Source organism: Enterobacter sp. P82 (genome assembly GCF_037053385.1).
GTDB lineage: Bacteria > Pseudomonadota > Gammaproteobacteria > Enterobacterales > Enterobacteriaceae > Enterobacter.
This window is the reverse complement of the sequence record NZ_JBALHX010000008.1, coordinates 15,769-36,559: the sequence shown is the minus strand read 5'-3', so window position 1 is coordinate 36,559 and position 20,791 is coordinate 15,769. Positions and strand designations below refer to the sequence as shown.

Genomic DNA, 20,791 nt, shown 5'->3' with positions numbered 1-20,791 from the left:
GATCCGTCTTCAGCCTTCGATGGGATCGACGTCCAGCACCCACTTCACTTTTCGCGCTTCCGGAAGGGTGTTAATCAGTACCAGCGCGCCGCTGACGATATGCTGGAGACGAATTCTCGAAGGGTGCTGGAGCAAAATTTGCCAGCGAAAACGTCCGCCGCGCTTTGGTGCCAGTGCCGGAACCGGGCCCAAAATCCACAGCTGGTTATCCACCAGTGGACTGGCCTGCAGGAGGTTTCTCAGCTGCTGCAGGAAAAGTGGGGCCTGCTGGTTGTTATGATCTTCTGCACGAATGATCACGTGGCTGGTCCACGGCGGCAGCTGCAGGGTCTGGCGTTCTGCCAGCGCCTGTTCAGCAAAAGCATCGTAGCCTTTGTGTAGCAGGGTCTGGAGTAACGGGTGTTCAGGGTGGTGCGTTTGCAGAACCACTTCGCCCTGTTTGCCCGCGCGTCCGGCACGACCGGCGACCTGGGTATAAAGCTGGGCAAAACGTTCCGCGGAACGGAAGTCTGCTGAGAAGAGTGCGCCGTCGACATCCAGCAGGGCAACCAGCGTTACATCCGGGAAATGGTGTCCTTTCGCCAGCATCTGGGTGCCAATCAAAATGCGTGCGCCGCCACGATGCACTTCCGCCAGTTGTTGTTCCAGCGCGCCTTTGCGGCTGGTGGTGTCCCGGTCGATGCGGGACAGGGGGACGTCAGGGAAGAAGGGCGCAAGAGCTTGTTCCAGCTGTTCCGTCCCCAGACCCACCGGCACAATGTGCGTTGAACCACACGATGGACACTGGCGCGGAACAGGGCGCTGACTGTCGCAGTGGTGGCAGCGCAAATGACGCTGGGCCTGATGGAAGGTGTAGTAATGATCGCAGCGCGGGCATTCGGCAATCCAGCCGCAGTCGTGGCACAGCAGGGCTGGCGCAAATCCGCGCCGGTTGAGAAACAGAATGACCTGGTTCCCGGCCTGCAAATGCTGGCGCATCCGGGTGATAAGTGCGGGTGCTAACCCCGCCTGCACCTGCTGGCCTTTCAGATCCAGTACGTGCTGAATGGCCGGACGAGCATTTCCCGCGCGACGCGTCAGGCGCAGCATATGGTATTTACGCTGGCGCACGTTGTGGAGCGTTTCGAGCGCCGGCGTGGCGGAGCCGAGAATAATAGGGATTTGCTCGCTGTGCGCGCGATAGACCGCCAGATCGCGGGCATGGTAACGCCAGCCTTCCTGCTGTTTATAGGAGCTGTCGTGCTCTTCGTCGATCACGATAACGCCGAGATTTTTAAACGGCGTAAACAGCGACGAGCGGGTGCCGATCACAATCGCCGCTTCACCGTTTTTCGCTTTCAGCCAGGCGTTGAGGCGCTCGCTGTCGTTCAGGCCGGAGTGCAGCACCTCAACCGGCGCGTTAAAGCGCTCGCGGAATCGGGCGATGGTTTGCGGCGTCAGGCCAATTTCCGGCACCATCACCAGCGCCTGTTTGCCCTGTGCGAGCACGTTTTCCAGCACGCTCAGGTAGACTTCGGTCTTGCCGGAACCGGTAACTCCCGCCAGCAGCCAGGCAGAGAAATGATCGGAGGCGCTATGAATCGCGCCGACGGCGGTGGCCTGCTCGGTATTCAGACGCAGTCGGTCACCTGAAACAGAGAAACTCTCCCGCCAGTCGTAAAGCGCAGGCGCTTCGCTGCCCAGTTCACTCAACCCTTTCTTTCTCAGGGCCTGTAGCGCCGTTTCGCTGATCTCAAGTTCGTCGACCTGATGACGCCAGATTTTCCCCTGGCGCAGCGCCGCCAGCGCCTGCTGCTGTTTCTGCGAGCGTTTGAGGCTGTTGATGTCGACAGCCTGACCTTCTTCGGTGGCAAACCAGTACCACATTGGCGCATGGCTGGCGCTTTTACCCTGGCGTAGCATAACCGGCAGGGCATGGAACAGGACGTCGCCGATGGGGTGGTGGTAGTAATCCGCCGCCCACAGCAGCAGGCGCCAGATGCTGCTGGAGTAAACCGGCTCACTGTCCAGCACTTCAACAACCGATTTCAGTTCATTAAGCGGTAACTCGCTCTTATCGCTGACCGAAACCACAATCCCCACACGCTGCTGCTTGCCAAAGGGCACGATCACGCGATAGCCCGCTTTGACGCTCATGCTGTCAGGCAGCAGATAGTCAAAGGTGCGGGAAAGCGGAACGGGCAGGGCAACGTGAGCGACGGGCATCTAATCTTCCTGACTTGAAAAGTGGCGCGTTAGTATACACATTAGTAAAAGCGGCGTGCGGATCAGTTTGCATACGTTGGTCAAATTCTGTATGATTCGCCGCCTTTGGTGTACTTTACGCCAAAGAACTTACAATCAACATCGCGTGGTGTCTGGCGTTAGGGCTGGAAGAGCGACGCGGCCTTAACTGAGGTTCTCCCATGAAAAAAGATATTCACCCGAAATACGAAATGATTACTGCAAACTGCTCTTGCGGTAACTCTATCCAGATCCGCTCTACCGTGGGTCACGATCTGAACCTGGACGTGTGCGGCAAATGCCACCCGTTCTACACTGGTAAGCAGCGTGATGTTGCAACCGGTGGCCGTGTTGACCGCTTCAACAAGCGTTTCAGCATCCCGGGCGCTAAATAAGTTTCCCGAAAAAAAGGCACCGCAAGGTGCCTTTTTTGTATCCGCTTTTCAGTATTCCCACGTCTCCGGGTCAATACCCAGTTCACGCATGATCACCTTCGCCTCTTCCGGGATTTCGTCGCTACGCTCTTTGCGCAGATCGTCATCGTTCGGCAACGGTTGACCGGTAAACGCATGCAGAAACGCTTCGCACAACAGTTCGCTGTTGGTTGCGTGGCGCAGGTTGTTCACCTGACGACGCGTACGTTCATCGGTGAGGATCTTCAACACCTTCAGAGGAATGGAAACCGTAATTTTCTTTACTTGCTCACTCTTCTTACCGTGCTCAGCGTATGGGCTGATATATTCGCCGCTCCATTCAGCCATGAGATACCTTTAATCCTCTCAGTCATTTATCTAAGGGTGCAAAACCTGTAACTCTGGGTTTTGAACCGTAATCTTGCCTAGTTTACCGTAGAGACGATACCGTGGCACGGATATTGCCGCTGCAGCGTGCACTAAAGCATATAATTTTAACGGCTATTTGCGCATTGCTCAATCTATACGCAAAGAAGTTTAGATGTCCAGATGTATTGACGTCCATACTTTCAATGTTTACTCTGGTGCCTGACTTTTCACCTAATTAGCCAGGAAGCCTTCACCATGACGCGTAAACAGGCCACCATCGCAGTGCGTAGCGGATTGAATGATGACGAGCAGTACGGCTGTGTTGTTCCGCCCATTCATCTTTCCAGTACCTATAATTTCACCGGATTTAATGAACCCCGCGCGCATGACTACTCGCGTCGTGGTAACCCTACGCGTGACGTGACCCAGCGCGCGCTGGCAGAGCTGGAAGGTGGCGCAGGTGCAGTATTAACCAATACCGGTATGTCCGCCATTCATCTGGTGACCACTGTGTTCCTGAAACCGGGTGACCTGCTGGTTGCGCCGCACGACTGCTACGGCGGTAGCTATCGTCTGTTTGATAGTCTGGCAAAGCGCGGCTGTTATCGCGTGCTGTTTGTCGATCAAAACGACGAACAGGCGCTGAAACAGGCGCTGGCAGAGAAACCGAAGCTGGTACTGGTGGAAAGTCCAAGCAACCCATTGTTGCGCGTTGTCGACATTGCGAAAATTTGTCAGCTCGCAAGGGATGCGGGAGCGATAAGTGTAGTGGATAATACGTTCCTCAGTCCGGCCCTTCAGAACCCATTAGCATTGGGTGCTGATCTGGTATTGCATTCATGCACTAAATATCTGAACGGCCATTCTGACGTGGTAGCGGGCGTGGTGATTGCAAAAGACCCCGAGGTTGTCACGGAACTGGCATGGTGGGCCAATAATATTGGCGTCACCGCGGGTGCCTTCGACAGCTACTTGCTGTTACGTGGCATTCGTACGCTGTCGCCGCGTATGGAAGTGGCGCAGCGCAATGCTCAGGCGATTGTCGATTTCCTGAAAACGCAGCCGCTGGTGAAGAAGCTCTATCACCCGTCGCTGCCGGAAAACCAGGGGCACGAGATCGCCGCGCGCCAGCAGAAGGGATTTGGCGCGATGTTAAGTTTTGAACTGGACGGTGACGAGCAAACGCTGCGTCGCTTCCTGAGCGGGCTGTCATTGTTTACGCTGGCGGAATCCTTAGGTGGGGTTGAAAGCTTAATCTCCCACGCCGCAACCATGACGCACGCAGGTATGGCACCCGAAGCACGTGCCGCCGCCGGGATTTCCGAGACGCTGCTGCGAATCTCAACCGGTATTGAAGATTCTGAAGATTTAATTGCCGATCTGGAAAATGGCTTCCGGGTCGCAGCCAAGGGGTAATCATGAGTGTGATAGCGCAGGCAGGGGCGAAGGGTCGTCAGCTGCACAAGTTTGGTGGTAGTAGTCTTGCTGATGTGAAATGTTATCTGCGTGTCGCAGGGATCATGACAGAGTATTCGCAGCCGGGGGACATGATGGTTGTCTCTGCGGCGGGCAGCACCACTAACCAGTTGATTAGCTGGCTGAAATTGAGCCAGACCGATCGCCTTTCTGCGCATCAGGTGCAACAGTCCTTACGTCGTTATCAGAGCGAACTGATTGCCGGCCTGCTGCCTGCAGACGTAGCGGACGGGCTGATCAGTGCCTTCACCCATGACCTTGAGCGTCTTGCTGCCCTGCTGGACAGCGGCATTACCGATGCGGTGTATGCCGAAGTGGTCGGCCATGGGGAAGTGTGGTCTGCTCGCCTGATGGCTGCTGTTTTGCAACATCTCGGCGTTGAAGCTGCCTGGCTCGATGCGCGCGATTTCCTGCGCGCTGAGCGTGCTGCACAGCCGCAGGTCGACGAAGGATTGTCTTACCCGTTACTGCAACAGCTGCTGGTGCAACATCCAGGTAAACGCATTGTCGTCACCGGCTTTATCAGCCGCAGCAACGCGGGCGAAACGGTGCTGCTGGGGCGTAACGGCTCCGACTACTCTGCAACGCAAATCGGTGCTCTGGCGGGCGTGTCCCGCGTCACCATCTGGAGTGATGTGGCTGGTGTTTACAGCGCCGACCCGCGCAAAGTGAAAGATGCCTGTTTACTGCCGCTGCTGCGTCTTGACGAAGCCAGCGAACTGGCACGTCTGGCGGCGCCGGTACTGCACGCGCGCACGCTGCAGCCAGTTTCCGGCAGCGATATTGACCTGCAGCTGCGCTGCAGTTACACCCCGGATCAGGGCTCCACGCGTATTGAGCGCGTGCTGGCTTCCGGTACCGGGGCGCGTATTGTTACCAGCCACGATGACATCTGTCTGATTGAGTTCCAGGTTCCGGCAGGACAGGATTTCAAACTGGCACATAAGGACATCGACCTGGTGTTAAAGCGTGCTCAGGTGCGTCCGCTGGCCGTTGGCGTGCACAATGACCGCCAGCTGCTGCAGTTCTGCTACACCGCTGAAGTGGCGGACAGCGCGCTGAAAATTCTGGATGAAGCAGGTCTGCCGGGTGAACTTCGCCTGCGTCAGGGGCTGGCGCTGGTGGCGATGGTGGGGGCGGGTGTCACCCGTAACCCTCTGCACTGCCACCGTTTCTGGCAGCAACTGAAGGGACAGCCGGTTGAGTTCACCTGGCAGTCGGAAGAGGGCATCAGCCTGGTCGCCGTGCTGCGTAAAGGGCCTACCGAGAGCCTGATTCAGGGTCTGCATACCTCTCTGTTCCGCGCGGAAAAACGCATTGGCCTGGTGCTGTTCGGTAAAGGCAACATCGGTTCCCGCTGGCTGGAGCTGTTTGCCCGCGAACAGGTCACGCTCTCTGCACGTACCGGGTTTGAATTTATTCTCGCTGGCGTGGTGGATAGCCGCCGCAGCCTGCTGAACTACGAAGGGCTGGACGCCAGCCGTGCGCTTGCTTTCTTTAATGATGAAGCTGTCGAGCAGGATGAAGAATCGCTGTTCCTGTGGATGCGTGCGCACCCGTATGACGATCTGGTGGTGCTGGACGTCACCGCCAGCGAACAACTGGCCGATCAGTATCTTGATTTCGCCAGCCATGGGTTCCACGTGATTAGCGCCAATAAGCTGGCGGGGGCAAGCAGCACCGATAAATACCGTCAGATCCACGACGCGTTTGAAAAAACAGGGCGTCACTGGCTCTATAACGCCACCGTGGGTGCGGGCCTGCCGGTTAACCACACCGTGCGTGATCTGATTGAAAGCGGCGACAGTATTCTGGCGCTGAGCGGTATCTTCTCCGGCACGCTCTCCTGGTTGTTCCTGCAGTTTGACGGCACCGTACCGTTCACCGACCTGGTGGATCAGGCGTGGCAGCAGGGCTTAACCGAGCCCGATCCGCGCGTTGACCTCTCCGGTAAAGATGTAATGCGCAAGCTGGTGATCCTCGCGCGTGAAGCCGGTTACGACATCGAACCGGATTCCGTACGCGTCGAATCACTGGTGACTGCTGGCTGTGAAGAAGGTTCTATAGACCATTTCTTTGAAAATGGTGAAGAGCTTAACGAGCAGATGGTACAGCGTCTGGAAGCGGCGAACGAGATGGGGCTGGTACTGCGCTATGTGGCGCGTTTTGAGGCCAACGGAAAAGCGCGTGTGGGTGTTGAGGCGGTGCGTCCTGAACATCCGCTGGCAGCACTGCTACCGTGCGATAATGTCTTCGCAATCGAAAGCCGCTGGTATCGTGATAACCCACTGGTGATCCGCGGTCCGGGGGCGGGGCGCGATGTGACCGCCGGCGCGATCCAGTCCGACATCAACCGTCTGGCTAAGCTGCTGTAATACCTAAAGTTCCCTCTCTCGCCGGGAGAGGGAGTTACCCTCATCATGAATTTTCCTCATATTCCCTGAGCAAACCTCACCTTTATTGTTGATTATTTCTGTTGACGTCCCTCCGCTTTTCCGTCATTTTTACATCTGGACGTCTAAACGTATAGAAGTTCACAAAACAACACACAACGACACGCGATTGATAGAGGTACGGTATGAGCTTTTTTCACGCCAACCAGCGGGAAGCCCTGAATCAGAGCCTGGCCGAAGTAAACGGCCAGATTAACGTCTCTTTTGAATTTTTCCCGCCGCGCACCAGTGAAATGGAGCAAACCCTGTGGAGCTCTATCGATCGTCTCAGCAGCCTGAAACCGAAGTTTGTCTCTGTAACCTACGGTGCAAACTCCGGCGAGCGTGACCGTACGCACAGCATCATTAAAGGCATTAAAGATCGTACCGGTCTGGAAGCGGCCCCACATCTCACCTGCATCGACGCAACCCGTGAAGAATTGCGTGCTATCGCCCAGGATTACTGGAACAACGGCATTCGTCATATTGTTGCCCTGCGCGGTGACCTGCCGCCGGGTAGCGGTAAGCCGGAAATGTATGCTGCCGACCTGGTCGCGCTGCTGAAAGACGTGGCCGATTTTGATATCTCCGTTGCCGCTTATCCTGAAGTTCACCCGGAAGCGAAAAGTGCCCAGGCCGATCTGCTTAACCTGAAGCGTAAAGTGGAAGCCGGTGCAAACCGCGCGATTACCCAGTTCTTCTTTGATGTGGAAAGCTACCTGCGCTTCCGTGACCGTTGTGTTTCCGCAGGCATCGACGTTGAAATCATCCCAGGTATTCTGCCGGTCTCTAACTTCAAACAGGCGAAGAAATTTGCTGACATGACGAATGTGCGCATTCCGCTTTGGATGTCTAAAATGTACGAAGGGCTGGACGATGACCCGGAAACACGCAAGCTGGTGGGCGCAAATATCGCGATGGACATGGTGAAGATTTTAAGTCGTGAAGGGGTGAAGGATTTCCACTTCTACACGCTGAACCGTGCGGAGATGAGTTACGCCATATGCCACACGCTCGGTGTTAGACCAGGCGTGTAACAAAAAAGCCCTCTTCGGAGGGTTTTTTGATTTATAAGGGTTTTATTTTCCTGTCATATCGGCAATTCTGCCAAAGACGTACAAAAGTCACAAATTTTCAAAGTGTAATTAAACGGAATTAACTATCGAATCTGTGGGTTATCCCAACTGTACCTTATCAATAAGGGCGTATATCGTAACGGTAACACTGTAAAAGGGAGCATAGCGATGAGCACGTCAGACGATACCAATAAAGTCGGCAAATGCCCGTTCCATCAGGGCGGTCACGATCAGAGCGCGGGGGCAGGTACCAGCAGCCGTGACTGGTGGCCAAAACAACTCCGTGTCGACCTTCTTAACCAACATTCCAACCGTTCGAACCCTCTGGGTGAAGACTTCGACTACCGCAAAGAATTCAGCAAACTTGATTATTCCGCGCTTAAAGGCGACCTCAAAGCACTTTTAACCGACTCTCAACCGTGGTGGCCAGCCGACTGGGGCAGCTATGCCGGTCTGTTTATTCGTATGGCCTGGCACGGTGCAGGCACCTATCGCTCCGTTGACGGGCGCGGTGGTGCAGGACGCGGTCAACAGCGCTTTGCGCCGCTGAACTCCTGGCCTGATAACGTCAGCCTGGATAAAGCACGTCGCCTGCTGTGGCCAATTAAGCAAAAATACGGGCAAAAAATCTCCTGGGCTGACCTGTTTATCCTTGCGGGTAACGTGGCGCTGGAAAACTCGGGCTTCCGCACCTTTGGTTTTGGTGCCGGGCGTGAAGACGTCTGGGAACCGGATATGGACGTTAACTGGGGCGATGAAACGACCTGGCTGAAGCACCGCGATCCGGAAGAGCTGGCGAAGCGTCCACTCGGCGCAACCGAAATGGGCCTGATTTACGTTAACCCGGAAGGGCCAAATGCCAGCGGCGAACCGCTGTCAGCGGCAGCAGCGATCCGCGCCACCTTTGGTAACATGGGTATGGATGACGAAGAGACCGTCGCGTTGATTGCGGGGGGGCATACTCTCGGTAAAACCCACGGCGCAGGAGAAGCGACCCATGTAGGTGCTGATCCGGAAGCCGCACCGATTGAGGCGCAGGGTCTTGGCTGGCATAGCACGCACGGCTCTGGCGTTGGCGAAGATGCTATCACCTCTGGTCTGGAAGTCATCTGGTCACAAACCCCGACCCAGTGGAGCAACTATTTCTTCGAGAACCTGTTCAAATATGAGTGGGTGCAGACACGTAGCCCGGCCGGTGCCATTCAGTTTGAAGCCGTAAATGCGCCGGACATTATGCCTGATCCGTTCGACCCGTCGAAAAAACGCAAACCAACCATGCTGGTCACCGACCTGACGCTGCGTTTTGACCCGGAATTCGAGAAAATTTCCCGTCGTTTCCTGAACGATCCGCAGGCCTTTAACGAAGCCTTCGCACGTGCGTGGTTCAAACTGACCCACCGTGATATGGGGCCAAAAGCGCGGTACATTGGTCCGGAAGTGCCGAAAGAAGATCTGATTTGGCAGGATCCGCTGCCACAGGCGGTGTTCAACCCTTCGAAAGAAGATATTGAAAGTCTGAAAGCGGAAATTACGGCATCGGGTCTCTCCGTAAGCGAGCTGGTTTCTGTTGCCTGGGCGTCGGCTTCAACCTTCCGCGGCGGCGATAAGCGCGGCGGTGCCAACGGCGCACGTCTGGCGCTGGCGCCTCAACGTGACTGGGATGTGAACGCCGCAGCGGTTCGTGCACTTCCTGCTCTGGAAGCTATTCAGCGCACCACTAACAAAGCTTCCCTGGCAGATATCATCGTGCTGGCGGGTGTAGTGGGTGTTGAGCAAGCTGCGAAAGCGGCAGGCGTATATGTCACTGTACCGTTCACGCCGGGCCGTGTGGATGCTCGTCAGGATCAAACGGATATCGAGATGTTTAACCTGCTCGAACCGATTGCCGATGGCTTCCGCAACTACCGTGCCCAGGTTAATGCCTCGACCACGGAATCACTCCTGATTGATAAGGCCCAACAGCTGACGCTGACCGCGCCTGAACTGACGGTGCTGGTGGGTGGCTTGCGTGTATTGGGTGCTAACTTCGATGGCAGCAAGAATGGCGTGTTCACCGACCGCGAGGGTGTGCTGAGTAATGACTTCTTTGTCAATCTGCTGGATATGAATACCCAGTGGAAAGCGACCGATGAATCAAACGAGCTGTTTGCCGGTAGCGACCGCGCCAGCGGTGAAGTGAAATATACCGCGACCCGCGCTGATCTGGTCTTCGGTTCCAACGCCGTCCTGCGCGCGCTGGCAGAAGTTTATGCCAGCAGCGATGCCAGCGAGAAGTTTGTCCGTGACTTCGTTGCAGCATGGGCGAAAGTGATGGATTTGGATCGTTTCGACCTGCAGTAATAAAAAATCCCCGCTCCGGCGGGGATTTTTTTAACGCCATGCGAGTTGCGGCTATTCCCACTCCTGTAAGAACCGCTGTCCGTACTGATCGGCAACTAAAAGTGCCGCGTAAACCTGGTCCGGCGACACGCCGCCCGGCATGTTATGAATGGTTTCGCCTTCCGCGCAGGAGGCTTCCGCAATCAGACGCATTTTAGCCGGGATATCCTCTTTGATGTTCAGCTGTGCCAGCGTGATGGGCAAACCAACGCTGTGACAAAGCGCCGCGACGGTCTCTATTTCTTCTACTGGGGCGTTTTCCAGTACCAGCTGCGTCAGCGTACCGAATGCGACTTTTTCACCATGATAGAAGTGATGTGCGTCCGGCACTGCCGTCATGCCGTTGTGAATGGCGTGTGCTGCAGCCAGCCCGCCGCTTTCAAAACCGACGCCGCTGAGATACGTATTGGCTTCAATGATGCGTTCCAGCGCCGGTGTTACGACGTGCTGTTCTGCCGCCAGCATCGCCTTTTCGCCCTCTTCAATCAGCGTGTTGTAGCACAGCTCGGCGAGCGCTAACGCAGCCTGCGTACATTTGCCTCCTGCCATGGTGGTTGCGCCACTGCGGGAACAGGCTCGTGCTTCAAACCAGGTGGCCAGTGCATCGCCAATCCCCGCAGCCAGCAGACGCGGCGGTGCTCCTGCCACCACGGTTGTGTCAACGATAACCATGTTCGGGTTGTGCGGTAGCATCAGGTAGCGATCGAACTCGCCGTTGTCGGTATAAATCACGGAAAGCGCGCTGCACGGCGCATCAGTGGAGGCGATAGTCGGGGCAATGGCGACCGGCACGTCCATAAAGTGTGCCAGCGCTTTGGCGGTATCCAGCGTTTTTCCGCCGCCGATACCCAGTACCGCCATGCAGTCGGCACTGTCTGCCAGTTTTTTCAGTCGATCGATTTCATTTTGCGAACATTCGCCGCCAAACGGCGCGATTTCAGCATGCAGTTCTGCGTTTTTAAAGCTCTTGCGTAAAGTCTCTTCAGCAAAGCCCAGCACAAATTTATCGCCAACCACCAGCCAGCGCTGTGCAAGTGGCTTCAGATAGTCGCCGAGACGGGTTAACACATTAGCGCCCTGGATGTATTTCCCCGGCGATTGAATGATACGGTCCATAACAGTTCTCCCTTAGAGGTTGAGGTTACCAAACGCGTTTTTCCAGTCTTGCTCGAACTTCTCTATTGCTGACTCTACCGCCGGGGTGCCGAGCATTTGTTGCGCTACATCTAAAGGAAGCGTGATTGCTTCACAGCCGGCAAGCAGGCAGTCCAGCGCCTGTCGCGGAGTTTTAAAGCTGGCGGCAAGTACCTTGCTCTCTGGCGCATGCATTTCAAGCAGGGATTGCAGTTCTTGCACCATGCGAATACCGTCACCGCCTTGAGCGTCGACGCGGTTCACATACGGGGCCACATACTTTGCTCCTGCCAGTGCGGCGAGTAACCCCTGTGCTGCGCTGTATACGGCGGTACCCAGCGTGGTAATGCCCTCTTTTTTCAGAGCCTGAATCGCGATAAGCCCCTGAGCCGTCACCGGGATTTTGACCACGATGTCCGGTATGACATTACTCAGGCGTTTAGCCTCCGCCACCATGCCCTCTGCATCGCGGCTCATGGTTTGGGCAAACAGCGTGCCGTCCGGCCCGATGGCCTTTTGCAGGCGCGGCAGCACGTTCCAGATGGATTCACGGCTGGCAGCGATAATGCTTGGGTTAGTGGTCACGCCCGCAATGGGAAAAATGCGTGCAAGGCGTTCGACTTCCGCCACATTGGCGGTATCCAGATACAGTTCCATCACTCTTCCTCGTATTAAAGTTCTAATTCGTGTTGCAGCAGAGAAGCAATAGCCTCCGCGGAGCTGGCGTTCACCAGCGCATTGCGGAAATCTTCATGCATGATGCGACGTGCCAGGCGTGAGAAAATTCGCATGTGCTGGTCGCCTGCGGCGTGTTTGTTCAGCGTCAGCATGATGATGAATTGCGCTTCCTCATCTCCCCACATGACGGGGGCTTTCAGGCGTGCAACGCTGATGGTGGATTGCTCAATGTGCTCCGATTTGCTGTGTGGGATGGCAAAACTAAAACCCAGCCCGGTAGAAAATACGGTTTCGCGCGCCCACAGATCGGCTTCCAGCTTGCGCGGATAGCGGCAACGCCCTGCGAGCAAAAGGTTATCGGTCATGCCTTTCATGACCTCTTCTTTACTGTTCCAGTCGTTATCCAGAGAAATGCAGCGTGGTGTCACCAGCGGTGTATCCTGCTGATTCATGCGGAACTGGGCGAGCAGGTGTTCCACTTCAAGTGAGGTGCGACACGCCATGGCCTGGTTCAACAACTGGCGGCAGGCGCGGCTATCAAGCTGTGCCAGGCGCGCTTTGGTCGCCGGGATAGCAGGCGACCCCATACTGAGCTCGTCCAGGCCCAAACCTACCAGCAATGGCAACACAGAACCTTTTGCACCCAGCTCACCGCACAGGCCAATCCATTTTCCCTGGCGATGGACGGCCTGTACCGCGTAATCCAGAGCGCGCAGGAAAGCCGGGTTCAGGCTGTTGTAATGGCGCGTGACTTTGGCGTTGTCGCGGTCGACGGCCAGGAGATACTGCGTCAGGTCATTGCTGCCGATACTAAAGAAATCAATTTCTTCGCAGCATTGATCGATGATGAACATCACCGAGGGCACTTCCAGCATGATGCCGAGCGGGATTTTTTCATCAAATGGAATATGTTCAGTACGAAGCTGCTGCTTCGCTTCGGCAAGCTTCTCTTTAACCCACAGGATCTCTTCCATGGAGGAGATCATCGGGATCATGATCTTCAGGTTGCCGTGAGCAGAGGCGCGCAGGATCGCCCGAAGCTGGGTGGTGAAAAGCGTTGCATACTCTTCGTAGATACGTACTGCGCGGTAGCCGAGGAAGGGGTTGTTTTCTGCCGGTATGTTCAGGTACTCCACCGGTTTATCGCCGCCGATATCCATAGTACGCACGATAATGCTGCGCTCATTTGCACTTTCAAGTGCCTGGCAGAAAATGTTGTACAGCTCGTTTTCACCGGGGGCGCTGGTGCGATCCATATACAGCATTTCGGTGCGGAACAGGCCAACGCCTTCGGCACCGTTACCAAATGCCGCCACGGCTTCCACTGCATGAGCGATGTTCGCGGCAATCTCAATGCGCAGGCCATCTGATGTTCTGGCTTCCCGAACAAGCCAGATGCGTTGCTGCTCGCGGATCGCCTGTTGTACTCGTGCTTCCTGCTGATAGTAGCGCACCACCGCATCACTGGCATTGACCACAACCGCGCCCGCATTGCCATCTACGAAGACAGGCTGGTTGCGCCATTGAAGAAGACCTTCGCTATCGACGCCGACCAGCGTGGGAATATTGAAGGAGCGCGCAAGAATAACGGTGTGCGAAGTGGTTCCGCCACTCTTTAACAGCAGCCCTTTGAGTAATGTTTTATCCAGTTCCAGGAACTGACCGGGAGTGAGATCGTCAGCAAGGCAGACGGTCGGCTGCGTCAACTGGCCTGGCGCCGGGAAGCGTTGTTCTCCATAAATGTGTTGTAAAAGTTGATAGCAGACATCGCGCACATCCAGTACCCGCTCCTGCAGGTAGCTGCTACTGGAATGAGAAAACGCATCGCAGAAATGGTTTGCAGTAGCGATTGTTGCTTGCGCGCAGCTCAGTCCCTGGCTCACGCCTGCAAGAAGATGCTGGCGCAGTGAGGTATCCGTCGCCAGCGATCGATGCGCATCGAGAATGGCGCTGGCGGTACTCTCGCTGTCCATCGCACGCAACTCAATGTTTTTCACCAGCAGGGTGAGACCGTTATTCAGCGCAGACTGCTCTTCTTCAACATTTTTCGCGTCGGGCAAATCAGTCAGTGCATTGAGATCCAACGAGGTCAGTAAGGTCAGAATACCCTGGGCGCTACCGCTGCAAACAGGCATGGCGCGGAACAGCGTTGGGTTAAGGCGCGTGAGGGATTCTGGTAATGGATCAAGCTCGGTAGTGATGGCTTCTGTGAGTGGTGAATCACAGTGCGGGAACTCTTCCCGGATCCAGTGTTCCAGTTGTTGATGGGCGTTTTGCTCATCTTCCCCTTGAATCACCAGGCGACATGCATCACCTGCCAGCGTATCGGTACCAATAAGAGCCAGTGCGCTTCTGGCATCGGCTTTACGGCCAGTGCGCAGGTTGTGCCATTCGATTTGTGAGCTAAACGTATTGCACAGCGTTTCCACATGACTTGCCGGACGCGCGTGAACCCCGTTGGGTAATTCACAGGTAAATTCCACTACCAGAGCCATACACACACTCCTCAAACCAATCATCATTAATTGGGGAACAGCATACGAGTGCGGTGATGACGCGCGCCATGTGACAAATCTGCCAAAAACTGGACAAATGTAATATCACGCGAAAAGTGAGATTTGACTCACAGGTTGTGATGGTTTGTCTTACGCTTCCGTCTGTGCGAAATGTCGAGGCGGATCGCATTTTCATTTCAACATTACAAAAATCCAGTAAATGGCCTTTTTGTCTCCTGTCCGCCGACTTTCTGATTGCCTATTGTTTGCCACAACACCTTTAGGGTTTTAGGCCAGGAGCGACATATGAAAGAGTTGGTGCATATTCTCAAGAACACGCGGCAGCATCTGATGACAGGTGTGTCGCACATGATTCCGTTCGTGGTTGCAGGCGGAATTTTGCTGGCGGTTTCAGTCATGTTGTACGGCAAAGGCGCGGTACCGGATGCAGCAACCGATCCCAACCTGAAAAAACTGTTCGATATCGGCGTGGCCGGGTTAACGCTGATGGTCCCCTTCCTCGCCGCCTATATTGGCTATTCCATTGCCGAACGTGCCGCGCTTGCTCCTTGCGCCATTGCGGCCTGGGTTGGTAATAGCTTCGGTGCGGGGTTCTTCGGCGCCATTATTGCCGGGATACTCGGTGGGATAGTTGTCTGGTATCTGAAGAAACTGCCGGTTCCGAAAGTGCTGCGCTCAGTCATGCCTATCTTCATCATCCCTATTATCGGCACTTTTCTTACCGCGGGCATCATGATGTGGGGCCTGGGTGAGCCTGTCGGGGCGTTAACCACAGGGTTAACTCAGTGGCTGCAAGGAATGCAGCAGGGCAGCATCGTTGTGCTGGCCGTCATCATGGGGCTGATGCTGGCCTTCGATATGGGAGGGCCAATTAACAAAGTGGCCTATGCCTTTATGTTGATCTGTGTTGCCCAGGGCGTCTACACCGTTGTGGCAATCGCAGCGGTGGGTATCTGTGTGCCTCCGCTGGGGTTAGGCCTGGCGACGCTCATTAATCGCAAGAATTTTACTGGTGAAGAGCGTGAAGCGGGTAAAGCGGCACTGGTGATGGGCTGCGTGGGGGTCACCGAAGGGGCGATTCCATTTGCTGCAGCCGATCCTCTGCGCGTGATCCCTTCCATCATGTTGGGCTCCGCGTGCGGTGCAGTGACGGCTGCCGTGATGGGCGCACAATGTTATGCCGGATGGGGCGGGCTTATCGTTCTCCCTGTGGTGGAGGGCAAACTGGGCTACATCGCGGCAGTAGCCGTGGGTGCGGTGGTTACCGCCATCAGCGTTAACGTGCTGAAAAGTATTGCCCGCAAGAATGCAAAACAGGTCGAAGAAAAAGAGGACGACCTGGATCTGGATTTCGAAATTAACTGAATGAGGAAGAGAACATGGCCCGAATTATCGCAGTAACGGCATGCCCGTCAGGCGTTGCGCATACCTATATGGCGGCCGAAGCACTGGAAAGTGCCGCTAAAGCCAAAGGCTGGGAAGTGAAAGTTGAAACGCAGGGGTCGATAGGTCTTGAGAACGAACTGACGGCTGAGGATATCGCCGCAGCGGATATGGTGATCCTGACTAAAGATATCGGCATTAAATTCGAGGAACGTTTTGCCGGGAAAACCATCGTGCGCGTCAACATTAGCGACGCGGTAAAGCGTGCTGACGCCATCATGAACAAAATTGATGCCCACCTGACACAAACTGCCTGATGCTCTCCCGCCCTTCGGGGCGGGCTCGTTTTTCCGTTACAGGAGTTACCTCATGACGAATCGTACCCAGCGTCTGAAAGACGCACTCTTTGCTAACCCGCGCGAAATCTCACTTGAGCGTGCTTTGCTCTATACCGCCAGTTATCAGCAGACGGAAGGCGAGCCGGTTATGCTCAGGCGTGCGAAAGCCACGGCGTACATTCTCGACCATGTGAATATCGCGATTCGTGATGAGGAACTGATTGCCGGAAACCGCACCGTTAAACCGCGTGCAGGGATTATGTCCCCTGAGATGGACCCGTACTGGCTGCTTAAGGAGTTGGATCAGTTTGCCACACGACCCCAGGATCGCTTCGACATTAGCGACGAGGATAAGCGGATCTACCGTGAAGTGCTGTATCCCTGGTGGGAAAAACGGTCGATGAAGGATTTCATCAACAGCCAGATGACGGATGAAGTGAAAGCCGCCGTGGGGACACAGATTTTTAGCGTCAACCAGACGGATAAAGGGCAGGGGCATATCATCATTGATTATCCACGCCTGCTGAATAATGGTCTGGGTGCGCTGGTAGAGGAAATGCGTGAACATTGCACCCGCGATACGGAAAACACCTTCTATGCAGCGGCGCTGATTCTGCTTGAAGCCTCGCAGCGCCACATTCTACGCTATGCAGTGCTGGCTGAAGACGTCGCTGCCATCAGCCATGGATCTCGACGAGAGGAATTACTGAAGATTGCGGAAAACTCTCGTCATAACGCTCAGCATAAACCGCAAACGTTCTGGCAGGCGTGTCAGCTATTCTGGTACATGAACGTTATTTTACAGTACGAATCTAACGCCAGCTCGCTCTCCATCGGGCGCTTTGATCAGTATATGTTGCCGTTTTATCAGGCTTCGCTCTCGCAAGGTGACGATCCCGCGTTTCTGAAAGAGCTACTGGAATCACTGTGGGTGAAGTGCAATGACGTGGTGCTATTACGTTCGACCAGCAGCGCACGTTATTTTGCCGGATTCCCGACGGGATATACTGCACTGCTGGGCGGCCTGACGGAGAGTGGTCGCAGTGCGGTGAATGTGCTTTCCTTCCTGTGCCTGGATGCCTACCAGAGCGTTCAGCTTCCTCAACCCAACCTTGGCGTGCGAGTGAACGAACTTATTGATCGACCTTTCCTGCTCAAAACTGCAGAGACGATCCGCCTGGGAACCGGTATTCCGCAGATATTTAACGATGAAGTGGTGGTGCCAGCTTTCCTGAATCGTGGTGTGTCACTTGAAGATGCACGTGATTACGCTGTTGTCGGCTGCGTTGAACTGTCCATTCCGGGTAAAACCTACGGCCTTCACGATATCGCGATGTTTAACTTGCTGAAAGTCATGGAAATCGCGATGCAGGAGAACGAAGGTAATGCGGATCTCAGTTATGAAGAGTTGCTGAGGCATATTCGCGCCAAAATTAATCACTACATTGCGCTGATGGTCGAGGGGAGCAATATCTGCGATATCGGCCACCGCGACTGGGCGCCCGTTCCGCTTCTCTCTTCGTTTATCAGTGATTGCCTGGTTACGGGGAGAGATATTACCGACGGCGGTGCACGCTATAACTTCTCTGGCGTGCAGGGGATAGGGATAGCGAATCTGAGTGATTCATTGCATGCTCTGAAAGGGCTGGTTTTTGAACAGCAACGCTTAAGTTTTGATGAGCTATTAGCCGTGTTAAAAGCCAATTTTGCCACCCCTGAAGGCGAGAAAGTGCGTGCAAGGCTGATCAACCGCTTCGAAAAATACGGCAATGATATTGATGATGTCGACAATATCAGCGCTGAATTGCTGCGCCATTACTGTAAAGAGGTCGAAAAATACCGCAACCCGCGTGGTGGGCAATTTACCCCCGGTTCATATACCGTGTCGGCACACGTACCGCTGGGCGCAGTCGTGGGTGCCACACCGGATGGTCGCCTGGCAGGTGAGCAGCTGGCAGACGGTGGGCTCTCTCCTATGCTCGGGCAAGATATGCAGGGCCCGACGGCGGTACTGAAATCGGTGAGTAAGCTGGATAACTATTTATTATCTAACGGTACACTTCTGAACGTTAAATTCACGCCTGCGACGCTGGAAGGCGATGCCGGGCTGCAAAAGCTGGCGGATTTTCTGCGCGCGTTCACCCAGCTTAAACTGCAACATATCCAGTTCAACGTCGTTAACGCGGACACGTTACGCGAAGCACAGCAGCGCCCACAGGATTTTGCCGGGTTGGTCGTCCGGGTTGCCGGATACAGCGCCTTCTTTGTTGAGTTATCGAAGGAGATCCAGGATGACATTATCCGTCGTACAGCACATCAGCTGTGACGAGGTTGAAACGCGCGCCGATGCGGCGCGTATTTTCAACATTCAGCGCTATTCGTTGAATGATGGGCGTGGCATTCGCACGGTAGTGTTTTTTAAAGGTTGTCCTCACCGCTGCCCCTGGTGTGCTAATCCTGAGTCGATCTCACCGAAAATCGAGACAGTGCGTCGCGTGAGCAAATGTTTGCACTGTAGCCCCTGTCTGCGGGATGCTAATGAGTGCCCTTCTGGCGCGTTCGAGCATATTGGAACAGACGTTACGCTCGATGTGCTCGAACGTGAGGTAATGAAAGACGATGTGTTCTTCCGTTCTTCGGGTGGTGGCGTCACCCTCTCCGGAGGGGAGGTGTTGATGCAGGCACCTTTTGCGACACTGCTTATGCAGAGGCTGCGTCGATATGGCGTGCATACAGCCATCGAAACGGCAGGAGATGCGCCTTTATCTCGCTTACTGCCACTGGCACACCAGTGTGATGAAGTGCTGTTTGATTTGAAAATAATGGATACGGAGCAGGCGCGTTCAGTGGTAGCAATGAATCTGCCCAGAGTGCTCGATAATTTTATGCAACTGGTGGCTGACGGAGTAAATGTGATCCCTCGCGTGCCGCTTATTCCGGGTTTTACGCTCAATGAAACGAACATGGCTCGCGTGCTGGCGTTTCTGTTACCTTCTGGAATACGGCAACTGCATTTACTGCCGTTCCATCAGTACGGGGAACCAAAGTATCGTCTCCTTGGTCAGGAGTGGGAGATGCGGCAAGTGGTTCCGCCAACAGAAAGTGAGGTTGCGGCGATGTGTCAAATGGCTGAGCGCGAAGGGTTCCATGTCACCGTAGGAGGTTAAGTATGGCAGTGATAACGGAACGTCACCTGGTGGCGGTAACCGCTTGTGTCAGTGGCGTTGCACATACCTATATGGCAGCCGAACGGCTTGAAAAACTCTGCCAGCAAGAGAAGTGGAGCGTTCACATTGAGACGCAGGGAGCTCTGGGCGTTGAAAACGAGCTCACAGATGACGATATTCGTCGCGCCGATGTTGTTCTACTGATCGCGGATATCGAACTGGCTGGCAGTGAACGCTTCGAACATACCCGCTACGTGAAGTGCGGGATTAACGCCTTTTTACGTGACCCGCAAAGGGTGATGGGGGCGGTGCGTAAAATGTTTTCCGCACCGCAGCATACTCAGCTCATTCTGGACTAGCCACTTTCCCTGTTAGCTGGCTGTGATACTGGCGACGGTATTCTGACGGGGATCGCTCTGTGTTTTTACGGAACAACCGGCAGAAATAGTTACTGTCAACAAACCCGCAGGCATGTGCCACCTCTTTCACTTTTAAATCATACCCTTTCAGCAACTGACGCGCGTGTTCCAGCCGGGTATGCGTCAGGTATTCATTGAAACCCACTGCACCTGTTTTCTGGAAGAGATGCGACAGATAGTTGGGGGAGATGTAAAACGCCTGTGCCACGGATTCACGGGTTAGCGGCGCGGCGTAGTGCTCGTCAATATAGACCCGAATCGCTTCAAACAGAGCCTGACTACGCGAGGCGGTTTGGATCTGGCTGCCCAGCAGGTCGACGCAGTGGCTAAGCAGGCTGGCGATAATCAGCCGTGCGGTTTGCTGCTCATGCGGCTGCATCTGCATTTCATGGAGCGTTTGCAGCAGGAATGAGCCAATACGAGGACCTCTGCGGGCAACATGCCGTTTTGCCAGGTTACGGACCTCAACACCGTCCCAGTGCAGGAGGCTAAATCCAAGCTGCTGTTTGCCAAACAGAATGCTCAACGTCGTCGCGGGCTTTTGCCATTGCGGATCATTCCAGCCGCCAGCAGGAACGTATAAAACATCACCCTGCTGTAAAACGGAAGCAGCCAGGTCTTTCACCGAACCTTCGAGCACGATCTCCAGACGAGGAAAATCGACCTGCAAGGCAAGTGCGGGAACGGAGGATGTTGAGTTTGCAAAATGCACCTGACGTAGCGGCAACGTGCCGTTTATCAGGTCACTCAGGATGTGGGGGATATCGTGGTGCATGATGTGAATACCG

At 55.0% G+C, this 20,791-nt stretch carries 16 protein-coding genes; 10 read left to right on the top strand and 6 right to left on the bottom strand.

Translation table 11 applies throughout. From position 1 onward, the window contains the following. Positions 1–9: 9 nt before the first annotated feature. Positions 10–2,205: a primosomal protein N' gene (priA, locus tag WB237_RS21485; RefSeq protein WP_336216240.1), complete on the bottom strand. Its 2,196-nt coding sequence runs from the start codon at positions 2,203–2,205 to the stop codon at positions 10–12. 200 nt (positions 2,206–2,405) lie between these two features. Here priA and rpmE point away from each other — a divergent pair, with 200 nt between their 5' ends. Further along, the gene (gene rpmE, locus WB237_RS21480) at positions 2,406–2,618 is read left to right on the top strand and encodes a 50S ribosomal protein L31 (RefSeq protein WP_003862040.1); all 213 of its coding nucleotides are present in this window, start codon (positions 2,406–2,408) and stop codon (positions 2,616–2,618) included. Between the two features lie 48 nt (positions 2,619–2,666). Here rpmE and metJ read toward each other — a convergent pair whose 3' ends face one another. Next, entirely contained in the window at positions 2,667–2,984 is a 318-nt protein-coding gene (gene metJ / locus WB237_RS21475) for a met regulon transcriptional regulator MetJ (RefSeq protein ID WP_003862042.1), read from the bottom strand. 276 nt (positions 2,985–3,260) lie between these two features. On the opposite strand from metJ, the gene metB reads away from it, so the two are divergent. From metB to katG, 4 genes are all read left to right on the top strand, one after another. Continuing rightward, positions 3,261–4,421 (top strand): cystathionine gamma-synthase, encoded by a 1,161-nt coding sequence (gene metB / locus WB237_RS21470; protein WP_049004901.1) that lies wholly within the window; start codon positions 3,261–3,263, stop codon positions 4,419–4,421. 2 nt (positions 4,422–4,423) lie between these two features. After that, complete coding sequence (locus tag WB237_RS21465) at positions 4,424–6,856, top strand: bifunctional aspartate kinase/homoserine dehydrogenase II (RefSeq protein ID WP_336216235.1); 2,433 nt, start codon at positions 4,424–4,426, stop codon at positions 6,854–6,856. A gap of 203 nt (positions 6,857–7,059) precedes the next feature. Beyond that, positions 7,060–7,950: a methylenetetrahydrofolate reductase gene (gene metF, locus WB237_RS21460; protein ID WP_114980093.1), complete on the top strand. Its 891-nt coding sequence runs from the start codon at positions 7,060–7,062 to the stop codon at positions 7,948–7,950. A gap of 207 nt (positions 7,951–8,157) precedes the next feature. Then, complete coding sequence (katG, locus tag WB237_RS21455) at positions 8,158–10,329, top strand: catalase/peroxidase HPI (RefSeq protein ID WP_336216232.1); 2,172 nt, start codon at positions 8,158–8,160, stop codon at positions 10,327–10,329. Positions 10,330–10,380: 51 nt separating this feature from the next. Here the strand turns inward: katG and gldA are convergent, their stop codons facing one another. From gldA to ptsP, 3 genes are read right to left on the bottom strand one after another with little or no spacing between them, the layout of a single operon-like run. Then, positions 10,381–11,484 (bottom strand): bifunctional L-1,2-propanediol dehydrogenase/glycerol dehydrogenase, encoded by a 1,104-nt coding sequence (gene gldA, locus WB237_RS21450; RefSeq protein WP_336216230.1) that lies wholly within the window; start codon positions 11,482–11,484, stop codon positions 10,381–10,383. Positions 11,485–11,496: 12 nt separating this feature from the next. Then, on the bottom strand, positions 11,497–12,159 hold the full coding sequence (fsa, locus tag WB237_RS21445) for a fructose-6-phosphate aldolase (RefSeq protein WP_336216228.1): 663 nt from the start codon (positions 12,157–12,159) through the stop codon (positions 11,497–11,499). A 14-nt stretch (positions 12,160–12,173) separates the two neighbouring features. Beyond that, positions 12,174–14,675 (bottom strand): phosphoenolpyruvate--protein phosphotransferase, encoded by a 2,502-nt coding sequence (gene ptsP, locus WB237_RS21440; RefSeq protein ID WP_336216224.1) that lies wholly within the window; start codon positions 14,673–14,675, stop codon positions 12,174–12,176. Between the two features lie 306 nt (positions 14,676–14,981). Between ptsP and WB237_RS21435 the strand changes: the two genes are divergently transcribed. From WB237_RS21435 to WB237_RS21415, 5 genes are read left to right on the top strand one after another with little or no spacing between them, the layout of a single operon-like run. Next, on the top strand, positions 14,982–16,061 hold the full coding sequence (locus tag WB237_RS21435; protein ID WP_028018101.1) for a PTS fructose transporter subunit EIIC: 1,080 nt from the start codon (positions 14,982–14,984) through the stop codon (positions 16,059–16,061). Positions 16,062–16,075: 14 nt separating this feature from the next. Further along, entirely contained in the window at positions 16,076–16,396 is a 321-nt protein-coding gene (locus tag WB237_RS21430; RefSeq protein WP_129994732.1) for a PTS fructose-like transporter subunit IIB, read from the top strand. A 52-nt stretch (positions 16,397–16,448) separates the two neighbouring features. Continuing rightward, complete coding sequence (locus WB237_RS21425) at positions 16,449–18,743, top strand: formate C-acetyltransferase (protein WP_336216221.1); 2,295 nt, start codon at positions 16,449–16,451, stop codon at positions 18,741–18,743. Continuing rightward, on the top strand, positions 18,709–19,584 hold the full coding sequence (locus tag WB237_RS21420; RefSeq protein ID WP_336216219.1) for a [formate-C-acetyltransferase]-activating enzyme: 876 nt from the start codon (positions 18,709–18,711) through the stop codon (positions 19,582–19,584). The genes WB237_RS21425 and WB237_RS21420 overlap by 35 nt, the downstream gene beginning before the upstream one ends. Positions 19,585–19,586: 2 nt before the next feature. After that, a complete protein-coding gene (locus WB237_RS21415; protein WP_336216216.1) occupies positions 19,587–19,943 on the top strand; it encodes a PTS fructose-like transporter subunit IIB in 357 nt (118 codons plus the stop codon). Here WB237_RS21415 and WB237_RS21410 read toward each other — a convergent pair. Beyond that, positions 19,930–20,778 (bottom strand): helix-turn-helix transcriptional regulator, encoded by an 849-nt coding sequence (locus WB237_RS21410; RefSeq protein ID WP_336216342.1) that lies wholly within the window; start codon positions 20,776–20,778, stop codon positions 19,930–19,932. The two genes, WB237_RS21415 and WB237_RS21410, sit on opposite strands and share 14 nt — an antisense overlap. Positions 20,779–20,791 lie beyond the last annotated feature (13 nt).

Excerpts from the sequence above, each read along its gene's own strand:
- WB237_RS21415 (WP_336216216.1), top strand. The coding sequence starts at position 19,587 with ATGGCAGTGATAACGGAACGTCACCTGGTGGCGGTAACCGCTTGTGTC.
- metF (WP_114980093.1), top strand. The coding sequence starts at position 7,060 with ATGAGCTTTTTTCACGCCAACCAGCGGGAAGCCCTGAATCAGAGCCTG.
- gldA (WP_336216230.1), bottom strand. The coding sequence starts at position 11,484 with ATGGACCGTATCATTCAATCGCCGGGGAAATACATCCAGGGCGCTAAT.
- rpmE (WP_003862040.1), top strand. The coding sequence starts at position 2,406 with ATGAAAAAAGATATTCACCCGAAATACGAAATGATTACTGCAAACTGC.
- WB237_RS21425 (WP_336216221.1), top strand. The coding sequence starts at position 16,449 with ATGACGAATCGTACCCAGCGTCTGAAAGACGCACTCTTTGCTAACCCG.
- priA (WP_336216240.1), bottom strand. The coding sequence starts at position 2,205 with ATGCCCGTCGCTCACGTTGCCCTGCCCGTTCCGCTTTCCCGCACCTTT.
- fsa (WP_336216228.1), bottom strand. The coding sequence starts at position 12,159 with ATGGAACTGTATCTGGATACCGCCAATGTGGCGGAAGTCGAACGCCTT.
- WB237_RS21410 (WP_336216342.1), bottom strand. The coding sequence starts at position 20,778 with ATGCACCACGATATCCCCCACATCCTGAGTGACCTGATAAACGGCACG.
- ptsP (WP_336216224.1), bottom strand. The coding sequence starts at position 14,675 with ATGGCTCTGGTAGTGGAATTTACCTGTGAATTACCCAACGGGGTTCAC.
- WB237_RS21465 (WP_336216235.1), top strand. The coding sequence starts at position 4,424 with ATGAGTGTGATAGCGCAGGCAGGGGCGAAGGGTCGTCAGCTGCACAAG.
- WB237_RS21435 (WP_028018101.1), top strand. The coding sequence starts at position 14,982 with ATGAAAGAGTTGGTGCATATTCTCAAGAACACGCGGCAGCATCTGATG.
- katG (WP_336216232.1), top strand. The coding sequence starts at position 8,158 with ATGAGCACGTCAGACGATACCAATAAAGTCGGCAAATGCCCGTTCCAT.
- metJ (WP_003862042.1), bottom strand. The coding sequence starts at position 2,984 with ATGGCTGAATGGAGCGGCGAATATATCAGCCCATACGCTGAGCACGGT.
- metB (WP_049004901.1), top strand. The coding sequence starts at position 3,261 with ATGACGCGTAAACAGGCCACCATCGCAGTGCGTAGCGGATTGAATGAT.
- WB237_RS21430 (WP_129994732.1), top strand. The coding sequence starts at position 16,076 with ATGGCCCGAATTATCGCAGTAACGGCATGCCCGTCAGGCGTTGCGCAT.
- WB237_RS21420 (WP_336216219.1), top strand. The coding sequence starts at position 18,709 with ATGACATTATCCGTCGTACAGCACATCAGCTGTGACGAGGTTGAAACG.